Source organism: Frigoribacterium sp. CFBP 13605, from assembly GCF_014839405.1.
Taxonomy (GTDB): Bacteria; Actinomycetota; Actinomycetes; order Actinomycetales; family Microbacteriaceae; genus Frigoribacterium.
In genome coordinates, this window is record NZ_JACYNS010000152.1 from 1 (window position 1) to 4,605 (window position 4,605).

The 4,605-nt window shown below is 75.0% G+C and carries 3 protein-coding genes; 2 read left to right on the forward strand and 1 reads right to left on the reverse strand.

Annotation, left to right across the window (positions count from 1 at the left end; translation table 11 throughout):
* Positions 1 to 285 precede the first annotated feature (285 nt).
* Positions 286 to 2,031 carry an AMP-binding protein gene (locus IFT36_RS15265; protein WP_200413576.1) on the reverse strand — a complete coding sequence of 582 codons (1,746 nt, stop codon included), beginning with the start codon at positions 2,029 to 2,031 and terminating at the stop codon, positions 286 to 288.
* 72 nt (positions 2,032 to 2,103) lie between these two features.
* Between IFT36_RS15265 and IFT36_RS15270 the strand changes: the two genes are divergently transcribed.
* Positions 2,104 to 3,039: a copper homeostasis protein CutC gene (locus IFT36_RS15270; RefSeq protein ID WP_200413577.1), complete on the forward strand. Its 936-nt coding sequence runs from the start codon at positions 2,104 to 2,106 to the stop codon at positions 3,037 to 3,039.
* 142 nt (positions 3,040 to 3,181) lie between these two features.
* On the forward strand, positions 3,182 to 4,162 hold the full coding sequence (locus tag IFT36_RS15275; protein WP_056043339.1) for an NAD-dependent epimerase/dehydratase family protein: 981 nt from the start codon (positions 3,182 to 3,184) through the stop codon (positions 4,160 to 4,162).
* The last annotated feature ends 443 nt before the right edge of the window (positions 4,163 to 4,605 follow it).

The window sequence follows — 4,605 nt, forward strand, 5'->3', positions numbered from 1 at the left end:
CCGCGCACGGCGCCGGCCGCCGGGGCCCGGCCGTCGCTCGGGCGTCTGGCCCCGGGTCACGCCGCCGACGCCGTCGCGTGGCACGACGACTGGACGGTCGCCCGGGTCTGGGCCGCCGGGCGCGAACTGCGCACCGGCTGATCCCCGACAGCCGGCCCCGCCCAGCCCCGCCCGGCCCGACACCGCACCGCGTTTCGTGCACGGCACCGCGACGAGTTGCGGTGTCGTGCACGACACGCGGTGCCGTGAGTCGGAGCCGTGGGGCGTCGGGCTCGCCGAGCGGCCCTATCCCTTCAGGTCGGGGAAGTCCGCGTCGCGCCACTCGGCCGCGGCCCGCTCGCCCGACCGGGCCAGCGCCTCCTCGCGGTCACGCAGCTCGACGCGTCGGATCTTGCCCGAGATCGTCTTCGGCAGCTCGGCGAACTCGACCCGCCGGACCCGCTCGTAGGCGGGCAACGACACCCGGGCGTGAGCCAGGACGGCCCGAGCGGTCTCGGCGTCGGGCGCCCACCCCTCGGCCAGGGTCACGTACGCCTTGACGATATTCAGCCGGGTGTCGTCGGGTGCCGGCACGACCGCGGACTCGGCGACGGCCGGGTGCTCGATCAGCATGCTCTCGACCTCGAACGGCGAGACCTTGTAGTCCGACGACTTGAAGACGTCGTCGGTGCGGCCGACGAAGGTGATCATGCCGTCGGCGTCGCGCACCGCCACGTCGCCGGTGTGAAACAGCCCGTCGCGCATCGACGACTCGGTGCGGGCGGCGTCGCCGAGGTAGCCGGTCATCAGGTTGACGGGCCGCGTGGTGAGGTCGAGGCAGACCTCGCCCTCGTCACCGACGACACCCGTGACGGGGTCGACCAGCACGACCTCGACGCCGGGCAGGGCGCGCCCCATCGAGCCGGCCTTGATCGTGCCGCCGGGCGCGTTCGCGACGATGGCGGTCGTCTCGGTCTGCCCGTACCCGTCGCGGATGTCCAGGCCCCAGCCCTGCTGCACGCGCCCGATCACCTCGGGGTTGAGCGGTTCGCCGGCCGAGAGCGCCTCGCGCAGGGCGCTCGGTCGCGAACCCAGGGACGACTGGATCAGCATCCGCCACACGGTCGGCGGCGCACAGAACGAGGTCACCCGGGCGCGCTCGAGCTGGTCGCGGAGCTCGGCCGGGCGGAAGCGCCCGTAGTTGTAGACGAAGACGGTGGCCTCGGCGGTCCACGGCGCGAAGAAGCAGCTCCAGGCGTGCTTGCCCCAGCCCGGCGACGAGATCGTCATGTGCACGTCGCCCGGCTGCACGCCCAGCCAGTACGTCGTGGTCAGGTGCCCGACGGGGTACGAGGCGTGCGAGTGCACGACCATCTTCGGCTTGCTCGTCGTGCCCGACGTGAAGTAGACGAGGCAGGCGTCCTCCGTCGCGGTGGCGACGTCGGGGCGGTCCCAGGAGGCGCGGTGCGAGTCCCCGAAGGACGTCCAGCCCGCGGGGACTGCGTCGCCCTCGGGGACGACCGCGATCCGCGTGACGGCCTCGACCCCGTCGACCCCCGCGAACGCCGGGGCGTCGGCCGCGTTGGCGATCACGTGCCGGACGAGCCCGCGGTCGATGCGGTCGGCGAGGTCGGCGCTGCCGAGCACGGTCGACGTCGGCAGGATGACCGCGCCCACCTTCATCACCGCGAGCATGGCCTCCCACAGCTCGACCTGGTTGCCGAGCATGAGCATGACGTGGTCGCCCTTGGCGACGCCGAGGTCGTGCAGCCACGCGGCGACCTGGTCGCTGCGCCGACGCATGGCGTCGAACGACACCCGCTGCTCGGAGCCGTCCTCCTCGACGATCCAGAGCGCCGTGCGGTCGTTGCCGTCGGCGACCACGTCGAACCAGTCGGTCGCCCAGTTGAAGCGGTCGCCGACGTCCGGCCAGCGGAACTCGTCGCTCGCCCGGTCGAGGTCGTGCCCGAGCCCCAGCAGGTGGTCGCGGGCCGCCCGGTAGGCGGCGGTGGCCGGGGCCTCGGCGGGTGCGGATGCGGGTGCGTCGGACATCCCGCCATCATGCACCCCGCCCCATGCCCGGCCCGGCATGGGCCCGTCGAGCCGCTCGCCTAGGGTCGTGACATGACGAACGACGCGACCCGCGCCTCCTCATCCGCCGACACGTCCGCCCGCCGGCGGCCCGCGCTCGAGATCGCGGTGACGAGCGCCGCCGGAGCCGTCACGGCGCGCGACGGCGGAGCCGACCGCGTCGAACTGTGCAGCGCCCTCGAGCTCGGCGGCGTCACCCCGTCGCAGGGGCTGGTCGAGGCGACCGTCGCGACGGGCGTTCCCGTGCACGCGCTGGTGCGGTGCCGGCCCGGCGGCTTCGCGTACGACGCGGACGAGCTCGACGTGATGGTGCGCGAGATCCGGGCGCTGGTGCGCTCGGGCGTGGCCGGCGTCGTCGTGGGCGCGCTGCGCGAGGACGGCTCGCTGGACGTCGACGCCCTCCGCTGGTTCGTCGAGGCCGCGCTCGACGCCGCCGCACCTCCGCACCGGGTCGCCGGACCGCAGGACGTCGCCGAGACCCCTCCGCGCGGCCTGGGGTCTGCGCGGGTTCCGGGGGCGTCACCGCTCGAGTCGCGCCCGCTCGAGCCGCGCACGCTGGAGCCGCGCCCACTGGAGATCACCGTCCACCGGGCCGTGGACCGTGCGGCGGACCCCGTCGCGGCGGTGACGGCCCTGGCGGGGCTGGGCGTCACGCGCGTGCTGACGTCGGGCGGCTCCTCCACGGTCGGGGCGGGTCTGGCGTCGGGGGTGCTGCCGCGCCTCGTCGAGGTCGCGGGCGACGTGCAGGTGATGGCCGGGGGCGGCGTTCAGCTCGGCGACGTCCCGGCGCTCGTGGCCGCGGGGGTCGACGCCGTCCACCTCTCGGCGAAGCGGGCGCGGGCCGTGCGCGCCTCCTCGTCCCGGTCGGGGACGACCGTGTCGCTCGGCACCGAGGCGTCGACCGACTCGTGGTTCGAGACCGACCACGACCTGGTCCGCGCCGCCCGTCACGCCCTCGACCAGGCCTGATCCGGCGGCCGCCGCGACGCCGACGGGGCCCGTCCCGGGATCCCGACCCGCGCCTCCTCCCCAGGGTCCCGACCCGCGCCTCCTGCCCGACTCCTGCCCACCTCGGCGACCGCCCCCGGTCGCGGGGGTGCACAGTGGAGCGATGACATCGACGTCCCTCCTCGTGATCGGCGGCACCGGGCAGATCAGCGCCTCGGTGGTGCGGCAGGCCCTGCGCGACGGCCTGGCCGTGACCGTGCTCAACCGCGGCAGCACCACGATCCGGCCCGTGCCCGCGGGCGTCGAGCAGCTCGTCGCCGACGTCCGGGACGAGGAGGCGCTGGTCGCCGCCCTGGACGGGCGTCGCTTCGACTCGGTGGCCGACTTCCTCACCTTCACGCCCGACCAGCTCGCCTCGATGCTGCGCGTGGTGGCCCCGCTCACCGACCAGTACGTCTTCATCGGTTCGGCGTCGGCCTACCAGAAGCCCCCGGTGACGCTGCCGATCACCGAGGCGACGCCGCTCTTCAACCCGTGGTGGTCGTACTCGCGCGACAAGATCGCCTGCGAGCGACTGCTGCGCGACGAGCACCTCGCCGGGCGCGTGCAGGCGACCGTGGTCCGGCCGTCACACACCTACGACGAGACGCACGTGCCGCTGCTCGGCGGCTGGACCCCGATCGAGCGCATGCGCCGCGGGGACGCGGTCGTGCTGCACGGCGACGGCACCTCGCTCTGGGCGCTGACCCACTCGAGCGACTTCGCCCGCGCGTTCGTCGGATTGCTCGGGCACCCCGGCGCCCTGGGCGAGGCGTTCCACATCATGTCGCCCGAGCTGCTCACCTGGAACATGATCGCGCGCGACCTCGCCGACGCCGCGGGGGCGTCGCTGCACGTCGTCCACCGCACGACGCAGGTCCTGACCGACGAGGTGCCCGAGTGGACGGCCGACCTCTGCGGCGACCGCAGCCACCCCGCCGTGTTCGACACGTCGAAGATCCGCGCGCTGGTGCCCGGGTGGGAGGCGCGGGTCCCCTTCGCCGAGGGAGCCCGCCAGATCGTCGCGTGGCACGACGCCGATGCCTCCCGTCGCACGGTCGACCCCTGGGTCGACGACGCCTACGAGCGGCTCGTCGCGCTCTAGCCCGGACTCGGGTCCCGACCCCGGCCCGGCCCCCGGCCCCGGCCCGTTGGAGCTTCGGGTCGACGTCGCACCACCGTCGTGTCGTGGAACCACCCGGGGGCGTGGTTCCACGACCCGGGCGTGGTGCGACCTCGGCCCCGGGCCCGGCCACCGACCCGCCGACGCACCGCCAGCTGGACGCCGCACCGCCAGCTCGACGTCGCACCACCGTCGCGTCCTCGAACCACCCTGGGGCGTGGTTCCACGACCCGGGCGTGGTGCGACCTCGGCCCCGGGCCGGGCCACCGGGCCACCGGGCCGGGCCACAGGGCCACCGTCGCACCGCCAGCGGAACGTTGCACCACCGTCGCGTCCTCGAACCACCCGGGGGCGTGGTTCCACGACACGGGCGTGGTGCGACCTCGGCCCCGGGCCGGGCCGGGCCGGGCCGGGCCACCGGGCCG

Coding starts and splice junctions, on each gene's coding strand:
- IFT36_RS15265 (WP_200413576.1), bottom strand. CDS start 2,031: ATGTCCGACGCACCCGCATCCGCACCCGCCGAGGCCCCGGCCACCGCC.
- IFT36_RS15270 (WP_200413577.1), top strand. CDS start 2,104: ATGACGAACGACGCGACCCGCGCCTCCTCATCCGCCGACACGTCCGCC.
- IFT36_RS15275 (WP_056043339.1), top strand. CDS start 3,182: ATGACATCGACGTCCCTCCTCGTGATCGGCGGCACCGGGCAGATCAGC.